The organism is Pseudomonas sp. G11 (assembly GCF_029457515.1).
GTDB classification, from domain to species: Bacteria; Pseudomonadota; Gammaproteobacteria; order Pseudomonadales; family Pseudomonadaceae; genus Aquipseudomonas; species Aquipseudomonas gorinensis.
Map to the genome: position 1 here is coordinate 1,451,545 of NZ_CP120377.1, position 18,796 is coordinate 1,470,340.

At 61.3% G+C, this 18,796-nt stretch carries 20 protein-coding genes; 9 read left to right on the forward strand and 11 right to left on the reverse strand.

What is annotated here, in order from left to right; all coding sequences use genetic code 11:
• Positions 1-222 precede the first annotated feature (222 nt).
• The 4 genes from P2T68_RS06570 to P2T68_RS06585 all read left to right on the forward strand — a co-directional run bounded on the left by P2T68_RS06570 (position 223) and on the right by P2T68_RS06585 (position 4,392).
• Entirely contained in the window at positions 223-1,254 is a 1,032-nt protein-coding gene (locus P2T68_RS06570; RefSeq protein ID WP_024073568.1) for an amino acid ABC transporter substrate-binding protein, read from the forward strand.
• A gap of 72 nt (positions 1,255-1,326) precedes the next feature.
• Positions 1,327-2,508 (forward strand): amino acid ABC transporter permease, encoded by a 1,182-nt coding sequence (locus tag P2T68_RS06575; protein WP_069075299.1) that lies wholly within the window; start codon positions 1,327-1,329, stop codon positions 2,506-2,508.
• Positions 2,509-2,518: 10 nt separating this feature from the next.
• Entirely contained in the window at positions 2,519-3,616 is a 1,098-nt protein-coding gene (locus P2T68_RS06580) for an amino acid ABC transporter permease (protein WP_024073570.1), read from the forward strand.
• Positions 3,617-3,627: 11 nt separating this feature from the next.
• Positions 3,628-4,392: an amino acid ABC transporter ATP-binding protein gene (locus tag P2T68_RS06585; protein WP_003171943.1), complete on the forward strand. Its 765-nt coding sequence runs from the start codon at positions 3,628-3,630 to the stop codon at positions 4,390-4,392.
• Positions 4,393-4,442: 50 nt separating this feature from the next.
• On the opposite strand, the gene P2T68_RS06590 is transcribed toward P2T68_RS06585, so the two are convergent.
• Together P2T68_RS06590 and P2T68_RS06595 are read right to left on the reverse strand one after the other, a co-directional pair.
• Positions 4,443-4,925 carry a type II toxin-antitoxin system MqsA family antitoxin gene (locus P2T68_RS06590; RefSeq protein WP_024073571.1) on the reverse strand — a complete coding sequence of 161 codons (483 nt, stop codon included), beginning with the start codon at positions 4,923-4,925 and terminating at the stop codon, positions 4,443-4,445.
• Entirely contained in the window at positions 4,922-5,233 is a 312-nt protein-coding gene (locus P2T68_RS06595) for a type II toxin-antitoxin system MqsR family toxin (RefSeq protein WP_024073572.1), read from the reverse strand. The genes P2T68_RS06590 and P2T68_RS06595 overlap by 4 nt, the downstream gene beginning before the upstream one ends.
• A 159-nt stretch (positions 5,234-5,392) precedes the next feature.
• On the opposite strand from P2T68_RS06595, the gene P2T68_RS06600 reads away from it, so the two are divergent.
• Entirely contained in the window at positions 5,393-6,052 is a 660-nt protein-coding gene (locus tag P2T68_RS06600) for a FadR/GntR family transcriptional regulator (protein ID WP_277379167.1), read from the forward strand.
• Positions 6,042-7,307: a CynX/NimT family MFS transporter gene (locus P2T68_RS06605; RefSeq protein ID WP_193690197.1), complete on the forward strand. Its 1,266-nt coding sequence runs from the start codon at positions 6,042-6,044 to the stop codon at positions 7,305-7,307. Before P2T68_RS06600 ends, P2T68_RS06605 begins: the two co-directional genes overlap by 11 nt.
• Here the strand turns inward: P2T68_RS06605 and P2T68_RS06610 are convergent.
• The 9 genes from P2T68_RS06610 to P2T68_RS06650 form a co-directional block, all read right to left on the reverse strand.
• Positions 7,304-7,954, reverse strand: coding sequence for a DUF1120 domain-containing protein (locus P2T68_RS06610; protein ID WP_069075301.1), 651 nt, complete (start codon positions 7,952-7,954; stop codon positions 7,304-7,306). The genes P2T68_RS06605 and P2T68_RS06610 overlap by 4 nt on opposite strands.
• A 10-nt stretch (positions 7,955-7,964) precedes the next feature.
• Entirely contained in the window at positions 7,965-8,582 is a 618-nt protein-coding gene (locus tag P2T68_RS06615) for a DUF1120 domain-containing protein (protein ID WP_069075302.1), read from the reverse strand.
• 17 nt (positions 8,583-8,599) lie between these two features.
• On the reverse strand, positions 8,600-9,724 hold the full coding sequence (locus tag P2T68_RS06620) for a DUF1120 domain-containing protein (RefSeq protein WP_069075303.1): 1,125 nt from the start codon (positions 9,722-9,724) through the stop codon (positions 8,600-8,602).
• Between the two features lie 10 nt (positions 9,725-9,734).
• Positions 9,735-12,164 (reverse strand): fimbria/pilus outer membrane usher protein, encoded by a 2,430-nt coding sequence (locus P2T68_RS06625; protein ID WP_168232481.1) that lies wholly within the window; start codon positions 12,162-12,164, stop codon positions 9,735-9,737.
• A 136-nt stretch (positions 12,165-12,300) separates the two neighbouring features.
• The gene (locus tag P2T68_RS06630; RefSeq protein WP_081329152.1) at positions 12,301-13,014 is read right to left on the reverse strand and encodes a fimbria/pilus chaperone family protein; all 714 of its coding nucleotides are present in this window, start codon (positions 13,012-13,014) and stop codon (positions 12,301-12,303) included.
• A gap of 12 nt (positions 13,015-13,026) precedes the next feature.
• Positions 13,027-13,653 (reverse strand): DUF1120 domain-containing protein, encoded by a 627-nt coding sequence (locus tag P2T68_RS06635; protein WP_024073580.1) that lies wholly within the window; start codon positions 13,651-13,653, stop codon positions 13,027-13,029.
• Between the two features lie 22 nt (positions 13,654-13,675).
• Positions 13,676-14,305: a DUF1120 domain-containing protein gene (locus P2T68_RS06640; RefSeq protein ID WP_277379168.1), complete on the reverse strand. Its 630-nt coding sequence runs from the start codon at positions 14,303-14,305 to the stop codon at positions 13,676-13,678.
• 41 nt (positions 14,306-14,346) lie between these two features.
• Positions 14,347-14,970 carry a DUF1120 domain-containing protein gene (locus P2T68_RS06645; RefSeq protein ID WP_168232419.1) on the reverse strand — a complete coding sequence of 208 codons (624 nt, stop codon included), beginning with the start codon at positions 14,968-14,970 and terminating at the stop codon, positions 14,347-14,349.
• A gap of 124 nt (positions 14,971-15,094) precedes the next feature.
• Entirely contained in the window at positions 15,095-15,730 is a 636-nt protein-coding gene (locus tag P2T68_RS06650) for a DUF1120 domain-containing protein (protein ID WP_168232418.1), read from the reverse strand.
• Positions 15,731-16,143: 413 nt separating this feature from the next.
• On the opposite strand from P2T68_RS06650, the gene P2T68_RS06655 reads away from it, so the two are divergent.
• The 3 genes from P2T68_RS06655 to P2T68_RS06665 all read left to right on the forward strand — a co-directional run bounded on the left by P2T68_RS06655 (position 16,144) and on the right by P2T68_RS06665 (position 18,766).
• On the forward strand, positions 16,144-16,959 hold the full coding sequence (locus P2T68_RS06655) for a response regulator (RefSeq protein WP_024073585.1): 816 nt from the start codon (positions 16,144-16,146) through the stop codon (positions 16,957-16,959).
• 192 nt (positions 16,960-17,151) lie between these two features.
• A complete protein-coding gene (locus tag P2T68_RS06660) occupies positions 17,152-17,787 on the forward strand; it encodes a response regulator transcription factor (RefSeq protein ID WP_024073586.1) in 636 nt (211 codons plus the stop codon).
• A gap of 508 nt (positions 17,788-18,295) precedes the next feature.
• The gene (locus P2T68_RS06665; RefSeq protein WP_069075309.1) at positions 18,296-18,766 is read left to right on the forward strand and encodes a nuclear transport factor 2 family protein; all 471 of its coding nucleotides are present in this window, start codon (positions 18,296-18,298) and stop codon (positions 18,764-18,766) included.
• The last annotated feature ends 30 nt before the right edge of the window (positions 18,767-18,796 follow it).

Sequence of the window (18,796 nt, forward strand, 5' to 3'; positions counted from 1 at the left end):
CAGCCGGTACTCTGGTACGCGCCTTGCTATGTGTAGGTCGATGTCAGAACTTTCCTAGGGCGGTAACACTATCAGTGACTGCCGCCTGTGGGATAGCAACTGGAATTACTGCGACAACTTCATGCTGCTTGGCCCCAAAAAAAGCCAACACGGGTCAATATCGCCTCACAAGGGTGCGCTGAAGTTTTAGCTCCGACACAACAAGAGCAACTGGAGGTTTGAATGAAGGTATTGAAATCCACCCTGGCCATCGTAACCGCGGCCGCTGTACTGGGTGTCAGTGGTTTTGCCCAAGCCGGCGCCACCCTGGACGCCGTACAGAAGAAAGGCTTTGTGCAATGTGGCGTGAGTGACGGCCTGCCGGGTTTCTCGGTACCGGATGCCAGCGGCAAGATCCTCGGGATCGATGCGGACTATTGCCGCGCTGTGGCCGCTGCCGTGTTTGGCGACGCCACCAAGGTCAAATTCAGCCAGTTGAACGCCAAGGAGCGTTTCACCGCGCTTCAGTCCGGCGAAGTCGACATCCTGTCGCGTAACACCACCATGACCAGCTCCCGCGATGCGGGCATGGGCCTGAAATTCCCAGGCTTCATCACCTACTACGATGGCATCGGCTTCTTGGTGAACAACAAGCTGGGCGTTAAAAGTGCCAAGGAACTGGACGGTGCAACCATCTGCATCCAGGCCGGTACCACCACTGAGCTGAACGTTTCCGACTACTTCCGTGGTAACAACCTGAAATACACCCCCATCACCTTCGACACCTCCGACGAAAGCGCCAAGTCGCTGGAATCGGGTCGTTGCGACGTGCTGACCTCCGACAAGTCCCAACTGTTCGCCCAGCGCAGCAAGCTGGCCTCGCCGAAGGACTACGTGGTTCTGCCGGAAACCATCTCCAAGGAACCGCTGGGCCCGGTCGTGCGTAACGGCGACGACGAGTGGCTGGCTATCGTGCGCTGGGTTGGCTACGCCATGCTCAACGCTGAAGAAGCCGGTATCACCTCGAAGAACGTCGAAGCTGAAGCCAAGTCCACCAAGAACCCGGACGTCGCGCGTCTGCTCGGTGCTGACGGCGAATACGGCAAAGACTTGAAAGTGAAGAAAGACTGGGTCGTACAGATCGTCAAGCAAGTCGGTAACTACGGCGAAGTGTTCGAGCGCAACCTGGGCAAGAGCACCCCGTTGGAAATCGACCGTGGCCTGAACGCGCTGTGGAACAACGGCGGCATTCAATACGCACCACCTGTGCGCTGATCGCTGATGGTTCTATCACCCGGTGGGCCAACCGCCGGGTGATGTTCTGTTCCATTATTTCCGGGGCACTCCATGCAAAATCAAATCGGCGCACACAAGCAGAAGCTCAGCTTCAGCGATCCCAAGGTGCGTGCGTGGCTATTCCAGATCGTCACGATTGTGGCGGTGGTCTCGCTGGGCTGGTACCTGTTCAACAATACCCAGACCAACCTTCAACACCGGGGCATTACCTCGGGTTTCGACTTTCTTGAGCGCAGTGCCGGCTTCGGCATCGCTCAGCACCTGATCGACTACACCGAATCGGACAGCTATGCCCGGGTGTTCGTCATCGGCCTGCTCAACACCTTGCTGGTGACCGTGATCGGTGTGGTCCTGGCGACCCTGCTCGGCTTCATCATCGGCGTGGCGCGTTTGTCGCCCAACTGGATGATCAACAAGCTGGCGACCGTGTACGTGGAAGTGTTCCGCAACATCCCGCCGCTGCTGCAGATCCTGTTCTGGTACTTCGCGGTGTTCCTGACCATGCCGGGGCCGCGTAACAGCCACAACTTCGGCGATACCTTCTTTGTCAGCAGCCGTGGCCTGAATATGCCGGCCGCGCTGACCGCTGATGGTTTCTGGCCGTTTGTGGCCAGTGTGGTGCTTGCCATCGTGGCGATCGTGCTGATGGCGCGTTGGGCCAACAAACGCTTTGAAGCCACCGGCGTACCGTTCCACAAGTTCTGGGCGGGCCTGGCGCTGTTCATCCTGATCCCGGCGTTGTGCACCTTGGTCTTCGGCGCGCCGCTGCACTGGGAAATGCCCAAGCTGCAGGGTTTCAACTTCGTCGGCGGCTGGGTACTGATCCCTGAACTGCTGGCGCTGACCCTGGCGTTGACGGTGTACACGGCGGCGTTTATCGCCGAGATCGTGCGCTCGGGCATCAAGTCCGTCAGCCACGGCCAGACCGAAGCCGCGCGCTCCCTGGGCCTGCGCCCGGGGCCGACGCTGCGCAAGGTCATCATCCCGCAAGCCTTGCGGGTGATCATTCCGCCGCTGACCAGCCAATACCTGAACCTGGCGAAAAACTCTTCGCTGGCCGCTGGTATCGGTTATCCGGAAATGGTTTCGCTGTTTGCCGGCACGGTGCTCAACCAGACCGGCCAGGCCATCGAAGTCATTGCCATCACCATGAGCGTGTACCTGGCGATCAGCATCAGCATTTCCCTGCTGATGAACTGGTACAACAAGCGCATTGCGCTGATCGAGCGGTGAGGAAACGCACATGAGTTCGCATACGTTCAAACCTGATATGCCGCCGCCGAGCAAAGTCTTCGGGCCGATGGCATGGATGCGCGCCAACCTGTTCTCCAGCTGGCTCAATACCCTGCTGACGCTGTTGGCGTTTTACCTGATCTACCTGGTGGTGCCGCCAATCCTGCACTGGGCCATCCTCGATGCCAACTGGGTCGGCACCACGCGCGCCGATTGCACGAAAGAGGGCGCGTGCTGGGTGTTTATCCAACAGCGCTTCGGGCAGTTCATGTACGGCTACTACCCCGGCGACCTGCGCTGGCGCGTGGACCTGACCGTGTGGCTGGCCATCGTCGGCGTGGCACCGTTGTTCATCTCGCGTTTCCCGCGCAAGGCGATCTATGGCCTGGGCTTCCTGGTGCTGTACCCGATCATTGCCTACTTCCTGCTGCACGGCGGCATCTTTGGCCTGAGCAACGTGGCGACCAGCCAATGGGGCGGCCTGATGCTGACTCTGGTCATCGCCACCGTCGGTATCGCCGGCGCGTTGCCGCTGGGCATTGTGCTGGCCTTGGGGCGGCGCTCGAACATGCCGGCGATCCGGGTGGTCTGCGTGACCTTTATCGAGTTCTGGCGCGGCGTGCCGTTGATCACCGTGCTGTTCATGTCTTCGGTAATGTTGCCGTTGTTCCTGCCCGAAGGCATGGGCATCGACAAGCTGCTGCGGGCGTTGATCGGCGTGATCCTGTTCCAGTCGGCCTATGTGGCTGAAGTGGTGCGCGGTGGTTTGCAGGCGATTCCCAAGGGCCAGTACGAAGCGGCCGCGGCGATGGGCCTGGGTTACTGGCGCAGCATGGGCCTGGTGATTTTGCCGCAGGCCCTGAAGATGGTGATCCCTGGCATCGTCAACACGTTTATTGCGCTGTTCAAGGACACCAGCCTGGTGATCATCATCGGCCTGTTCGACCTGCTCAACAGCGTCAAGCAAGCCGCCGCCGACCCGAAATGGTTGGGCATGGCCACCGAAGGCTACGTGTTCGCCGCCCTGGTGTTCTGGATTTTCTGTTTTGGTATGTCGCGCTATTCCATTCATTTGGAACACAAGCTCGACACAGGCCACAAGCGTTAGGAGTTGTTGTTATGAGCGAAGCGATCAAACAGCCAGTGAGCCCTGAAGGCATTATCCAGATGCAGGGCGTCAACAAGTGGTACGGCCAGTTCCACGTGTTGAAAGACATCAACCTCAACGTCAAGCAGGGCGAGCGTATCGTGCTGTGCGGCCCGTCGGGTTCCGGCAAGTCCACCACCATCCGCTGCCTCAACCGCCTGGAAGAACACCAGCAGGGCCGCATCGTGGTCGACGGCGTGGAACTGACCAACGACCTCAAGCAGATCGAAGCGATCCGCCGTGAAGTCGGCATGGTGTTCCAGCATTTCAACCTGTTCCCGCACCTGACCATCCTGCAGAACTGCACGCTGGCGCCGATGTGGGTGCGCAAGATGCCCAAGCGCAAGGCTGAAGAAATTGCCATGCACTACCTGGAACGCGTGCGCATTCCAGAGCAGGCCCACAAGTTTCCGGGCCAGCTCTCGGGCGGCCAGCAACAGCGGGTGGCCATCGCCCGTGCGCTGTGCATGAAGCCGAAAATCATGCTGTTCGACGAACCGACCTCGGCCCTCGACCCGGAAATGGTCAAGGAAGTGCTCGACACCATGATCGGCCTGGCCGAAGACGGCATGACCATGTTGTGCGTGACCCACGAAATGGGCTTCGCCCGTACCGTGGCCAACCGCGTGATCTTCATGGACAAGGGCGAGATCGTGGAGCAGGCGGCGCCGAATGACTTCTTCGACAACCCGCAGAATGACCGGACCAAGTTGTTCTTGAGCCAGATCCTGCATTGATCGATGCTTGAAAAAATAAACCCGGCCTGGCCGGGTTTATTTTTGTCTGTTCATGAGGCCTTGAGCGCCTCATCTTCTGTGTTCACGGTATGAGTGAACCCCCGCAGGTCAGCGCCTTCGGCCAATACCTTGGCGTCGGCGAGCAAATGAGGGTAACGGTCCAATAATCGCATCAACAGAACCAGTGGCTTCGGTGGCAGAAGCTCACCGCGTTCATAACGTGAAAAAGCGTTGTGGCCGCCACCCGACAAGAGTTGCACGGTTTCTTTTTGCGTAAGGTGCAGCTTGCGACGGATGCGTTTCATCTCGTTGCCGATCATTGTCCGTGCGGCATGGACGAGTTCATCCCCTGCTTTTGCGTGGCGTTCTGCACTATCCGGGTCATACATGCCGTCGCCGCATGCATGGCATTCCCAGCCAGAAAGGTCATCGACACGACGCTCCATCCCTTTGACGCTGATGGTCTCGCTACGGCCCTCGAACCGAGTCATGCCGTCGGGCGTACCGCATATAAAGCACTGTTGAGTCTTCATGAGTTGCACTCCTTGAAGGAGATTACCGGTGGGTTACCGCCTGAGCGGTAAGTGACCTTTATGTAAATCTCCATGCCGTGTGAACTGATGTGGTACACGTCCTGCCAGACCTTATGGTCTGCATAGGTAGTCATTGATTTGTACAACATCCTGGTTTGCAATTGAAAAACGACTTCTTGCATTTCATGGATCTCAAAGCCGAGTTTCCTTCCTGTGCTCTTCGCCGTTGAGGTAAATGCCTTTTCCTTAAGCCGCCTGACATCCGCCTTGATCACCGCCAGATCGTAATGAGGTGTGTACTTTTCCATAAGACACCTGAGCCGGATAATTACCCTCTAAGGGTAATTTTACTAATCGAAAATACTGCTCCTTTTCCTGCCTAAGAACCCTAGTGCGTTGCCTTTGTAGGTAACTCTGAATAGGCTGTAGGAAAATTCATCCTATGATTGGACGAAAGCCAACATTCCATGACAGACATCGCCCCCCTGATCAAACGCTCCCTGGTGGACCAGGCCCTGGAGCAGTTGCGCTGGCGCATTACCGAAGGCAAGTGGGCCATCGGCGAGCGCCTGCCCACCGAGCCGGAGCTGTCGGCCGAGTTGGGCATCAGCCGCAATACCGTGCGCGAAGCCATGCGCGTGCTGGCGTTCTGCGGGTTGATCGACATCCGCCAGGGCGACGGCAGTTACCTGCGTTCGATGACTGACCCGCTGGGGGCCATGCGGGCGTTATCCCATTGCACCCTGGGACAGGCGCAGGAGACGCGGCAGATTCTCGAAGTGGAGGCCGTCGGCCTCGCTGCCGTGCGCCGTACCGAGGACGATCTCAACGGTCTGCATGAGGCACTCAAGGCCAGCGCCGAGCTGTACCACGGTGACCTGGAGGCCTATATCAGTGCTGACCTGGTGTTCCACGCACGCCTGGTGGACGCCGCGCACAACCCCGCCTTGAGCGAGCTGTACCAGTATTTTTCGGCGCTCATCGGCGCCCAGTTGCGCCAGACCCTGAACATTTCGCCGCGCCGCCAGGCGGTGTTCGACCTGCATATCGCCCTGCTCGACGCCGTGGAACACCAGGACCCGGAACGCGCCAAATCCATCTGCCGGCAGTTGATTAATGAGCCTTGAAGCCAAACGCACGCCCGAACTCGAAGAACTGTTGATCGATGCCGAAGCCGACGACGAGGTGGTGCAACACCGCCACCCGGTGGTGAATCGCCCGTGGCTGTTGCTGTTGGGCCTGATCCTGGTGGCCTTGAATTTGCGCCCGGCGCTGTCGAGCATGGCGCCGTTGCTGGCAGACGTTTCCAGCAGCCTGGGGTTGTCGGCGGCCAGGGCCGGTTTGCTTACCACCTTGCCGGTGCTGTGCCTGGGCCTGTTCGCACCCATGGCGCCGATCCTGGCCCGGCGTTTTGGCGCCGAGCGCGTGGTGCTGGGGATTTTGCTGACCTTGGCCGCCGGCATCCTCCTGCGCAGTGCTTTTGGCGAAGTGGGTCTGTTCGTCGGCAGCCTGGTCGCGGGCGCGAGTATCGGCATCATCGGCGTATTGCTGCCGGGCATCGTCAAGCGTGATTTCGCCAGGCAGGCCGGCGCCATGACCGGGGTCTACACCATGGCCCTGTGCCTGGGGGCAGCGCTGGCGGCAGGTGCAACGGTGCCCCTCAGTCATTATTTCGGCGATCGCTGGACCTTCGGCCTGGGCTTCTGGATTGTGCCGGCGCTGGTGGCGGCGTTGTTCTGGTGGCCCCAGGTCGGCCAGAAGCAGAGTGCCCACCAGGTCGCCTATCAGGTCAAAGGCTTGCTGCGCGACCCGCTGGCCTGGCAGGTGACCTTGTACATGGGCCTGCAATCGTCCCTGGCGTACATCGTGTTTGGCTGGCTGCCGTCGATCCTGATCGGCCGTGGCTTGAGTGCCACCGAAGCCGGGTTGGCGCTGTCCGGCTCCATCATCGTGCAATTGTTCAGTTCACTGGCCGCGCCCTGGCTGGCCACGCGCGGTAAGGATCAGCGCCTGGCCATTGTGGTGGTGATGCTGCTGACCCTCGGCGGCCTGTTCGGCTGCCTGTATGCGCCACTCGACGGGCTGTGGGGCTGGGCCATTCTGTTGGGGCTGGGCCAGGGCGGGACGTTCAGCCTGGCGTTGACCTTGATCGTGCTGCGCTCACGGGATTCCCATGTGGCCGCGAACCTGTCGAGCATGGCCCAGGGCGTCGGCTACACCCTGGCATCCGCCGGCCCGCTCGCGGTGGGGCTGATACACGATTGGACCGGCGGCTGGGCTGCCACCGGCTGGGTGTTCGCGGTCCTCGGCCTGGGCGCCGTCGTCGCCGGTCTCGGTGCGGGGCGGGCGAAATACGTGGGTGTCAGCAGCGAAGCCGTCTAGAGATACACCACCTCCAGGGTCGCGGAACCGTCCAGGGGGATGTCGGTGCTCAGGTCCAGGTTCTGCTTGGCATTGATCACCGCCTCCAGGGTCAGCGTGCTGGTCAGGGTTTGGATGGCGGCCGGGCCGTCGGTGCTGCCCTCGATGTCGGTGAACCCCAACAGGCTTCTGGCGCCGATGTCGATCGGGTTTTGATTGGCCGTGCGCCAGGCCGCGCCGCCGGTGGTGGATTCGGTGCCGAACACCTGTGGCAATGGGCTGGCCACGGTCTGCTTCGGGTCGAACTTGAGGGAGTAGACCCCGACCTTGTTGCCACTGTTGTCGTACCCCAGCCCGTAATAGATCTCGCTGTTGACGTGGGCCGAACCTTCGCGGTTGTCGCGCATGCGCAAGGCGTAGCGGCCGGGTGCATTGCAACTGACGGTCAGCGTCAGGGACTTGAGCGGCAGCCGGGTGCCTGTGGCCTGGTTGAGGTCTTGTTGGGATATCTTGCCGAATTCGACCAACCCACCGCCGGAAAACACCGGGGTGCAGGCCATGGGGGTGATCAGGCCTGTCACGCGCAAGTCGACGGTGGAGGCGGCCTGGGCCGTCGATACAGGGGCCAGCCACGCAACGGCGGTTAGGGCGAGCAGTAACGTTTTCATGGTTTAACTCCTATAAGTACTTCACGGTCAGGGTCACGGAGCCGTCTATAGGCGCTTCTTTTGTCAGCAACAACGTGTCGGTCGGGGCGATGATCGGCTGGATCGACAAGAGGGCGCTCAGTTGTTGTACCGGCGCCGGGACGGTCACGTTCCTGATGGGGGTGAACGCGCTCAGGGCGTGTGGTGACAGAATTGTCGACGGCGCCCATGTAGTAGGGCCGCTTGAGATGAGCGTGTACATCTCGACGCCGTCGGCCACGGCTGAATCGAGGCTCAAATTCAAGGCGCCCAGCCTTTGGTTGTCGTTGATCAAGCCCAGGCCGAACGAATGGCTTTGATCACCGGAATAACTGGAGCCCTGTCGGTTATCCCGGGGTTCCAGGGCCAGCAGGGTCGACGCCTGGCAGTCGATCGCCAATTTCAGGCTATGAGGCGGCAGCCGGGTGGGTTGATGGGCGTTCAGGTCCTTGGCGGCGATCTTGCCTACGTCATACACGCCACCATTGGACAGGCTGGGTTCACAGGCACTGGGGGTGAGCTGGCCGCTGACGCCCAGGTCAACAGTGGAGGCGGCCTGCGCCAGTGAGTTGAGCAATAGCGTCGTGAGGAGCAAATAGCGATTGAACATGAGGATTCCTGTGGCACTTAGAAGTAGATGATTTCCAGGGTGGCTGAACCGTCGAGTTCGATTTCGCCGCTGAGGTCCAGGTCTACGAGTGGCGCGATCACGGCGTTCAGGGTCAGCAGCGCGCTCAGGTTCTGCAGGGCGTTGGGCCCCTCCGTGCTGCCGGCGGTCGCGGTAAAGCCCAGCAAGCTGCGGGCACCCAAGGCGATGGGGGTGGCGCTGGCGCCGCTCCAGGCGTTGCCGCTGGTGGTGGAGTCGGTACGGTACATTTGGGGCAGGCTGTCGGCGGTGACCAGGGCCGGGTCGACGGTCAGCGCGTAACGGCCGATTTTCTGCCCGCGCGCGTCATGGCCCAGGCCGTAGGCGGTCTCGTCGACGCCGCCGGTGGCTGAGCCGCTTCGGTTGTCGTGCATCACCAAGGCAAAAGGCGTAGGCCCGTCACACGCGACGGTGAGGGTCAGCGGTCGGGAGGGCAGGGGCGTATCCCTGTCGTTGTTCAGGTCGCCGATCGATAACTTGCCAAAATCCACTGTCCCGCTGTTGGACAGGGTTGGCGTGCAGGCGGCCGGGGCGAAGCTGGCTTGCAGATGCAACGCCCGTGAACGGCCCGATGCGGGCGCGTCCACCAGCCCCTCCGTTTCCCAAGTGACGGCGTCGCGCACATGAGTGGCTGCATCGAGGGCCCAGGCGCTGACGTCCAGTTGCACGGAAAAACTGCTGCCGGTTGCGGGCTGGCCGTTGTACATCGGCACGATGCCGTGGTCAGCCCGCCACGTCAGCGTCGAGGCGACCGCCGCTGGCGCCTGGTCTTGCCCTGGCAGCAGGCCGAGTTCCACGGCCCGGCCATCCAGCACCCCGTCCCGCACCTGCACGCGGTAGCTGCCGCCTTCGGTGAAGCGCAAGCGCTCGGTACCGGCGGCCAGGGCGCGGTAAAACAGGCGCATGTCACTGGGTTGCGGGCAGTTCAAGGTCAGCGACAGACGGCGTTCGCCGAGCAATCGCTCTGGCGCAGATGCGGGGCCGCTGGCGCGTTTCATCAAGCCGAAATCCAGGCGCGACTGGCTGAGGTCCAGGCGGCAGTCGTCCTGTGCGTGGACGGTGCCGGCCAGGAGCGCCAAGGCGGCCAGGGCGTAGTGAAGGTTCATGATGGTGTCCTCAAGGAGTCTGGCAGCGCGCCGGGGCGGTTTCGTAGTACACGTGGGGGTCGGCCTTGGCGGGCAGTTCAAAGCGCAAGTGGCAGCGTGGCTGGCCGGGGGCCTTGATCCACAGCGTGCGGGTGTCGAGCACGTTGGGGATAAATACCTGGTTGTTTTCCTGGACCAGCGTGATGAACTCGCCGTCTTCGGTGGTCACCGCTGCGCCACGGGGCACGGGTCGGTCCAGGGTCAGCAGTGCGCGACGGGTCAGCGATACGCCGAATTCAACCCGGTCTACCGCGCCGCGCCCCGCCGATACCACGGCCAGTCCATTGCTGATGTCGGCATTGCGCGGCAATGAACGGGTTTGGACTTCCACCGGGCTACGGCCATAGGGGCTGAGCTGGGACGCCACGGCGTGGCCTTGCCAGTCGGTCCATACCGGGCCACTGGGGGTACTCACCTGCACGCCGGCCATCTCGCCCACCGACACCACGGCGAAGGTGTCGCGCACCGGGTAGGGCGAGAACGTCACCCCGCCGCCATGCATGACCACTGCGCCACGGGCACCGCCCTGGTAGCTTGAGCGCTCGGCATCGGAGCGGGTGTAGTTGAAATCCAGCTGGCTGTAATACGGCAAGGCAGAAAGGCCGAGGGACGACTCCACCTCACGGTCGCGGGTGTCGTGTTCCACGGCGACCCGGTAAGCCAACTGCTCATTGATCTGTTCGTTGAGGCCCAGCCCGGTGCGGTGTTCACCCCCCGAGTTGCGCACCCATGCCCGGCCACGGCGACTGTCCCCAAGCGGCACGCTGAGATTCAGGTACAGGCTGTTGTCATTGTGCTGGCGGCCACTGACTTGCCATTCGGCCGTGGCGGAAACGGACACACCGCGTACCTGGGTGCCCCACGACGCCAGGGCACGGCTGCTGCTGTCGCCCTGGAACGAAGACGACCGGGACATGCCCGCACTGAACGCACCCCACCCTGGGTGGGACCAGGAAACCGTGGCGCTTTGCTGGTCGCGGTAGCGTGAGCGTTGCTGTGGCTCGGTGTCGGTGACGTACGTCGACTCGGTCAGGTCGCGGTACCCCTCAGTGCGCCAGGAGTTGGCGGCGCTGACCGCCCAGCGCTCGTTCAACTTCTGCGACCAGGACAGGTCGGTCTGCACACCGCGCTCGCGGATTCGGCGCGTCGCCTCTGCGCCCACCACGGCCACTTGCACCTGGCTGTCCTGCCAGGGCAACAACCCCAGGCTCAGGCCCGCCGAACGATAATCTTCGGCCGCCAGTACGCCGCTGCCGAAGCTGACTTGCGGATGGAGTGATGCACTCCAGCCGGCGCTCACCACCCACGGCTCGGCGGCCTGGCCATCGCCTATGCTACGTACCCGCCCGGCGGCCACCGAGTAGCCGGGCGCAGGCAGGTCCAGGCCAAGCATGGCCGCGGGTACGGTGAAGCGGCGTTCCTCGCCGGTGGCTTCCTTGACGGTCACTTCAACGTCGGAGCGCCCGTTCAGGCGCGGCACATTGCTCAACGAAAAGGGTCCGGCGGGCACCACGGTGGAGTGGATCAAGGTGCCGTTCTGGCGAACTTCGACCTGCGCCGGCCCATTGGCGATGCCGTTGATCGTCGCGCCCTGGTTCTGCTCTTGCAGGGCCTGTTCATTGAGCACTTGTACGCCGGTGATTTGCGCGCCGGCGAGTACCGGGTTGTAGAGGTTGATCTGCCCGGCCTGCAGCACCGCCTGTTGACTGGCGAAGGTGCGTTGGGCGTAGGCGTCCAGGTGGGTGGTGCGCGAGACACGGTCTTGCCAGGTTTGTACCTGGCGACTGCGTACGATCCAGTCGCCCGCATTGAAACCGACCTCGGTATTGGCCGAGGCAAAACGGCTGGTGTCGTCGCTGTATTGGCTGTATAGCCCGGTGATGTCGTAATTGATCAGCGCGGCAAAACCGCCGGTTGAATAACCGGAAATGTCCTGCGTCAGCGGACGCAGCGCCTGGGTCGGTACCACCAGGGCCAGGCTCAGGCTGGCCGGGTCGGCATCGATCACGGTTTGTGGGTAGTCCTGGAGGAAGCCGTAGCAGCTGCTTTCCTCTGCCGGGCCGGTTGACGGCATAACCAACTGGCCGGCGTCGAGCAACGGTGGGTCGAAGCACAGCGCGCCGTGCTGATCGAAGCTCACGTCCACGCGGCCACGGCGCTGGCCGTTGACGCTCAGGCTGAGCGCATGGCGCCCTGGGGCGAACCGCGGTGCCTGCATCAACAGGCTGGCAAGCTCGGGGTCGATTCCCCGCTGACGCAACGTCTGCGGGTCGAAGGCGCTGGCCGTTGATGGGGTGTCCGCCCAGGCGGCGTTCGACAGCAGTATCTGCCCCAGGAACAATGGGATAAATGCCCGGCGTGGTGAAATGCCGGGCACGGCTTTGCCGTCACGGATGTTCATGACTGTGTTCACACAAGTGCACTCATAGGATGGAAAAACCGCCACGATTTCCTATCGCTGCAGGTCGTTTCCTGGTGGCCTTAGGGGTGGCCACTTCGTTTTTATTGGCGCCGTTACGTCCCTGGGCGGCGCTGAGTTACAGGCTGATCGCGGCGTCGTGAGCCGGTACTGCAAAGCCATATACCGTGGCCGGTTGCAGGCGTACGGTGGTGGCTGCCGCGCCATTGGTCGTCACCGTCAGTGTTTCGCCTGGCAACACGTAGGTGCGCGGCAACATGGCCGAGCCGTTGCCAGGCAGCAATTGCAGCTCCTGGGCCAGGCGTACCACGTACGGCGTGGGGTTACGCACGCTCAGTTGGTCATTGTCCAAATGCCAGGTCAGGCCCAGCCAAGGCTCGCGGTTACGCGCCAGGCCTTTGGGGTGAATGATCACCGGCAGGTTCTGGCGCACGGTCACACCCACTTGGGCGCGCCCGGCCCGGTTGGGGTCCTGCTGGGCAGGCATGCCTTCGAAAATCACCCGCTTGAGGCGCTGGGTCTTCAACGGCTCCTGGCTTTGCAGGATGAAACGCACCAACTGGCTTTTGGACGCTTCGACCCGGCTCAGGGGCGGGGTGACGAACAACAGGGTTTCGGGGTCCTCGGGGATGTTCTCGAGGGTCACGTGCATCAGGGCCACTTTGTTATCGGTGTTGCTCACTGACACAGAGGCTTCGCCATCTGCTTCATAGACGAGCACCACCGACGTGTCCGGCACCATGCCATCGGCCAGGCTGGCGGTGGCAACGCACAAGAGGCCAAGGGTAAGGCCGATCCAATGCCAGGTTGATAAAGAGCTGTACATCGTCATTACTCGCGAGGATTAGAGGTACTTGAGGTCCAGGGTGATCGAACCGTCGAGGGGGACTTCTTCTTTCAGGGTCAGGGTGTTGGCCGGGCTGATGGACGTGTCCACCCGCAGACTCGCCACCAGTTGGCGCAAGGGCCCGGGCAACAGCACGCCGGCCGGGGCGAATGCCATGAGTTTGCGTGGGTAGGCGTGGGGCTCGGGTGTCCAGGTGGCGCCATTGTCCGCCGAGGTCAGGGTCTGCAAGGTGGCGTTGTCCCCCACTGGGCCGCGCAGTGACAAACTGACGTGCCCCAGGCGTTCGCTCGGCGCATGGATGTTCATGCCCAAGCCGTAGAACACCTGCGGGTCCGGGGACGAATTGCCCTGGTTGTCGATGCCTGTGAGGGCAAACAGGGTTGGGCCTTCGCAACTGATGCTCAGCCCCATTTGCTGGTTGGGCAGCACGGTGAAGTCAGTCAGGTTCAGCGTGCGTGCCGGGATCTTGCCGTAATCGACCAGGCCGCTGTCAGACAGCGAAACCGAGCAGGCCTGGGGCGTGATGCGACCGGCTATATCCAAGTCCACGGCGGATCTGGCGAAGGAGGGCGTCAGGTGCAAGGCGAGCAAGGTAAGTGCCAAACAGTGGATAGGTCGATTCATCGGGCAAAATCCCTGTGGGGTTTTAGAGGTAATGGACTTCAACGGTACCGCTGGCCCGGAAGGCGACTTCTTCTGTCAGGGTCAGGCCGTCGGCACGGGCAATCTCCGCATAGATCTTCAAGTCGGTCGCAAAGTGCGTGCTGGGGATAGGCTGTGTCGGGTCGGTCGGATTGCTGGGGGCATGCATTGAGTCGCCGATATAAAACCCTTGGCCATTGTTACGGCTCCAGGTTTTGCCACCGTCTTCCGACTCGCTGATGTGTACGGTTTGGTTATCGGTCGTGGAGTTTTCAAAGAAGACACGGACCAGGCCGATCTTCTCTTGGGCCGGTGTCAGGCCCAGCCCCAAATACCAATAATTACTGCTGGTATCCGGCTGATTGTCGATGAGCTTGAACGCCATGGCGGTCGGGCCCTCGCAGTCGATTTTCAGCAGTAACCGGTTCTCTGCCAGCTTTGTTGTTGAGGTCTGGTTCAGGTCTTTCGCCGCCACCTTGCCGTAATCGATCTGCCCACCCGCCGATAGGCTGGGTGTGCAGGAGCTGGGGGTGATCAACCCCTTGACGCTCAGGTCGACAGTGGAGGCGGCGAATGCAGGTGCAAGACTGCCGAGCAAGCAACAGGTGATCAGGCTTTTAAGTGTGGTCTTCATGATGAGGAATATTCTTGGTAGAGGGGATCAGGGTCAGGGAATTACAGGTACTTCACTTGAAGGGTGGCGCTGCCATCGATGGGCACTTCGTCCACCAGGGGCAGGTCCTTGGCCGGTACCAGGGTGGTGAAGGCGCTCAAGCGGGCGTTCAGCACCTTGATGGCGATGGGCGTATAGAGGTCTGCCGGGGCAGCAAAAGCTGTGATACCGGCATGGCCCAGGTATGACGAGATCCGCCAACTGCTGCCGCCGTTGCTGGACATGATGGCGTGCACCGGTTGAGTGTCGGCCACCGCGTCGAACAGGCTGAAGGCGGCGCTGCCCAGCATTTGGTCGTCGTTGATGGTGCCCAGGCCATGGCTGGCGGGGTGAATGGCCGACGTCCCGGCGCGGTTGTCGACGGTGGTCAGGGTGAAGAAGGTGGCCGCCTCGCAATTGACTTCCAGCAGCAACTCGCCGGTTGGCAGGCGGGTGGGCTGCTCTGGGTTGAGGTCCTTTACCGTCAGCTTGCCGTGGTCGACGATGCCGCCGCTGGACAACGTCGGTGTGCAGGAACTGGGCGTGATGGTCCCGCCGACACTCAAACTGGTGCTGCTGGCCGCGAAAGTCGTGGGTGCGCAGGCAATCAGCAGGCTGGCCACGAGGCCTGAGGTGAATCTATCCATGGGTAATCGTCCTGATTGAAGACGGGAACCATCTGCAAGCCGGCCGCTGGCAGTGTGGCGCAACCGTCGATAGGGGGCTCCCATGCAGGGCTGGGAGGAGGGCGGTACGCTTCATGCCGGCGGGCTACAGGTACTTGACTTCAAGCGTGGCGAGGCCGTCGATTTCAACCTCTTCCTGGCCCATGTCCCAACTGTTGGTGGCGTTGATAAAGGTAGTGACCATCAGGTCTGCAGTGACGTTTTTGAGGGGGATAGGGCCCTCTCGACCGGTTGGCCTGTCACGAAACCCCAGCAGCTCCAAAGGACTGGTGATGGCTTCTTCATTGTTCATCCAGGTCAGGCCGCCATCCCTCGAGAGAATCGGGTAGAGGGGGCCGCCGTCGCCGTTGACAGGGTTCCCATACTCCAGATCGTACTGGCCGAGTTTTTGCGTACCGTTGACGAAGCCCAGGCCGAAACTATTCGAGTAGTTGGCCGAGCCTGCCCGGTTATCGGTTGCCTGGACCGCGAACAAGGTATGGGCGTCGCAGCCGATGGTCAGTTTCAAGACGGATGTAGGGAGACGGGTCCAATTGGTCGGGCTGAGGTCCTTGGCCGAAATCTTGCCGTGATCGACGACGCCATTAGCGGACAAGGATGGCGTGCAAGCCGTCGGGGTGATCAGGCCAGTGACGGTCAGGTCCACACTGCTGGCGGCAACCGCAGCACCTGAGGTGGCGAGCATGACGAGAGTGGCGAGTGCTGCTAGGGGCTTTTTCATGTTTTGAAGTTCCGGTGCAAGGCTTGCTGACGGCAGGAAAACAGGAGATGCCGTCTGGTTTTCAGCGACCGGCGTGATGGCTGGTCGTCCCTCTCCGTGGGATGCGGCGCAATTTATCGGTCGTCGATGTTGGCGCAAATACAACAATTACGAGAGTGAGTGGATCTTGCGCACGTGCAATAACTGATGTCGGAACGGGCTTGTCTATGTGTAGGTTTTATTAACTTTTCGTAGTTGTTGTATCGCCGGCACGCCTCGCTTCAAATATTTTCTTCCCTCTGATTAGTAAAAAAGATTCTCAACAGGATGGCTCGCCTTGCCGATATAGGCGTGCGGGCCACTGCCGCCGATCTATGCCTGTTTTGTAGGGGCGTTCCATCCAGGCCCGCGCATTGCGGTAAGTCGAGGTAGTCATGTCATCGGACATTCGCCCAGTCGACGGCGCTGGGGATGATCCGCTGCCGTCAAATGCCTCGCCTGCCCATTGGCAGGATTGCACAGTGCTGGTAGTCGACGACCATCCTGCCTATCGCATGATGATGAGCGCGATGCTGCAGCAGTTGGGGTTGGGCTGCGAGACCTGCGGTGATGGCCAGGCCGCGCTTGCCGCGCTCGATGGGCAACCGTTCGACCTGATCCTCACGGACTGCCAGATGCCGGTCATGAATGGTTATGCCTTGGCCCGTGAAGTGCGCCGTCGAGAGCGTGAGTCGATGGCCGAGCCCGTACCGATCGTTGCCTTGACCTCCAACCTTGGGCCGAATGAAGTCCACCAATGCCTGGACGCGGGCATCAATGCCTGGCTGATCAAGCCCCTGACGTTCGGTCAACTGCGCAATGTCTTGCTGTATTGGTTGGCGGACGGCACCCCACTGGTGACAGACGTGCCGCGCACCCGAGAAGAGGATTGGCCGACGCGCGCCAGGCTGGTGCAACTGTTTGGTAGTGCGCAAGTGCTGGATGGGATGCTGGCCAGCCTGGTGCAGGAGGTACGCCAGGATTTGCAAGCCTTGTCCCATGCCATGGCGCATGTGGATGCGGACCAGACAGCACAGCACTTGCACCGCCTGATCGGAAGCGTGGCGTTCCTGGGGGGCACTCCGCTGGAGGCGCGCGGCATCCAGTTGATCAGCGCTGTGACGCGTGATGGGGTGGCGTTGCATGCCAGGGCGTTGTTTGGGTTACGGCAAGACTTGGTTCGTTATGTGGAATATCTGAAAGCTCTTTAGTGTTGATGTGTAGGACTTTTATTAAGGTTTGCGTAGGTTTTTTCTGTAGCCGTGTTCTTTTTGTTTTGTAGGTGAAAATCTTGCTCTCATAGATTGCTGGGCCACCTGCTGCTGCTGCTGTTTTTGCCGGTTGTTGCGGGTTGCATCCGGCGCTATTTTTGCCCGAATCAAGTTGCCATCATGGTGGTTCTAATGCTTCGAGTAATTATTGCCGACGACCATCCGATTGTACGTATCGGCCAAAAAGTGGTGATTGAAGCCAACGGTCGCTGCAAAGTGGTGGGCGAGGCCGACGGGCCCGATCAATTGCTGGCGCTGATCGACAGCACACCCTGCGATATCGTGGTGACTGATTTCGCCATGCCGGGTAACCAGCAGGCCGATGGTTATAGCCTGCTGAGCCTGATGCATCGCAAGCACCCCGAGCTCCCGGTGATTCTGGTCACCATGTTCGCCAACGTCGCGACATTGCGCACGTCCTTCGCCCACGGCGCCCGGGCCATCATTGCTAAAAGTGCATCGGCCAGGGAGTTGCCTCAAGCCATTCAATCGATCAGCACCGGCAAGACGTTCATCAGCGAATGCCTGCGTCAGCAACTGGTGGAGGCGGGTACCGGGGATCAGCAAGCCGTGCCGCAATTGTCCGGCAAGGAGCGCGAGGTGGTGCGCATGCTCGCCAGCGGCATGACCGTCAGCCAGATCGCCGCGCGGGTCAACCGGAGTATCTCGACGATCAGCAAGCAGAAAAGCACCGCGATGAACCGGTTGTGTATTTCCACTGACGTGGATTTGTTCGCCTACGCCCGCAGCAGTGGGATGGTGCCCTGAGGTTGGCCAGGCAAGCGAGATAGAACGGACAAACAGTATCCCCTGGCGAGCGGGCTAGCTGTGGCGAGCGGGCTTGCCCCGCGTTGGGCTGCGAAGCAGCCCCACTAAGATCACCGCGCTGTTTCAGATGGACCGCGGCCTGAGGTTTTGGGGCTGCTGCGCAGCCCAACGCGGGGCAAGCCCTAATGCCGTTCAGTTAAGCGTACATCGCCTTCTTGTAGGAGCGAGCTTGCTCGCGAAAAACGTCAACGATCACGCGTGTTTCCTGAATCAACGCGGCGCCTGTGAGTTCTTCGCGAGCAAGCTCGCTCCTACAAAAAAGCCTTAACTGAACGGCATTAGGGCAAGCCCGCTCGCCACGACAAGCCCGCTTGCCACAGTTACAGTGTTCCTCCTTGACTGACTGGCATTAAGCAAGCCCACTCATTTGCACAGTGAATGACAGTAGCCTTGGCGGCGCGACCGGCTTATCGTGCGTCAACTCTTCTGACGCCAAAGGACCCCGCCCATGAGTGATGCCCATAACGCCCTGATCACCGAGTTCTACAGCGCCTTCCAGCGCCTGGATGCCGAAGCCATGGCCGCCTGCTACACCGACGATGTGGTCTTCAGCGACCCGGCGTTCGGCGAGTTGCGTGGGCGTGATGCCGGGGATATGTGGCGCATGCTCACCACGCGGGCCAAGGACTTTTCCCTGACGTTCGACCATGTGCGCAGCGATGAGCGCACCGGCAGCGCGCATTGGGTGGCGACTTACCTGTTCAGCGCGACCGGCAATACCGTGGTCAACGACATCGGCGCGCGGTTTGTGTTTCGCGACGGCAAGATCTGCGAGCACCACGACCATTTCGACCTGTGGCGTTGGTCGCGCCAGGCCCTGGGCCTCAAGGGGCTGTTGCTGGGCTGGTCGCCGGCATTGAAAAACGCGGTGCGCGCCCAGGCGCTCAAAGGCTTGAAGGCATTCCAGGCCGGTCGTTGATAAGATCAGCGCTCTTCTGGTTTGCCGAAA